The sequence below is a fragment of the Halomonas sp. BN3-1 genome, from assembly GCF_003056325.1.
Lineage (GTDB): Bacteria > Pseudomonadota > Gammaproteobacteria > Pseudomonadales > Halomonadaceae > Halomonas > Halomonas litopenaei.
On record NZ_PYVV01000047.1, the window covers coordinates 1 to 681 of the forward strand.

Consider the following 681-nt stretch of genomic DNA (forward strand, 5'->3'; position numbering starts at 1 on the left):
AGAGCCGCAGCAGGCGGTCGTAGTGGTAGGCGAAACGCTGGCCCATGGGGTCGCGGCGCTCGATCGGCTGGCCCTTGCCATTGTAGCGATAGCGGGTGCGCTGCCCGGTGGGGTCGAGATACTGGGTCAGCCGGCCATCGCCGTCGTGGGAGAAGTGCTCGATGGCGCCGTCGGGGTGCTCGACGCTCAGCAGCAGGCCGGTGGCGTCGCGGGTGTAATGGGTGCGATGCCCGGCGGCGTCACGGCGCTCGATCAGCCAGCCGCGATGGTCGTAGCGAAACTGGGTGGTCTTGCGTGAACAGTCGCTGGCACTGGTCAGCCGACCCTGGTCGTTCCAGCGGTACTGGTAGGTGTTGCCGGCGGCGTCGGTCATCGCCGTGGGCAGGCCGCGCGCGTTGTGACGGAAGGTGGTGACACGCCCGCTCGGGGCGATTTCCTGCAGCGGCAGGCCGCGTTCATCGAAGCGCAGCGAGCGTTCGCGCCCGTCAGGTTCGGTGACGTTTATCGGCAGGCCTTGGGCGTCGTAGTCGATGCGGGTGCTCAGGCCCTGGGGGTCGACCGTCTCGATCAGCCGACCCTGGTCGTCATAGCGATAGTGGGTGGTGCGTCCTTCGCCGTCGATATGGCGGATCAGCCGGCCGTGCTCGTCCCAGCGCCAGTGCTCGCTGCCCAGCGCCGGGT

General features: G+C 68.6%; 1 pseudogene. It reads right to left on the reverse strand.

Features of this window, described 5'->3' with window-relative positions:
• A pseudogene (locus tag C9F12_RS22235) lies at window positions 1–681 on the reverse strand (RHS repeat protein); the annotation flags it as partial.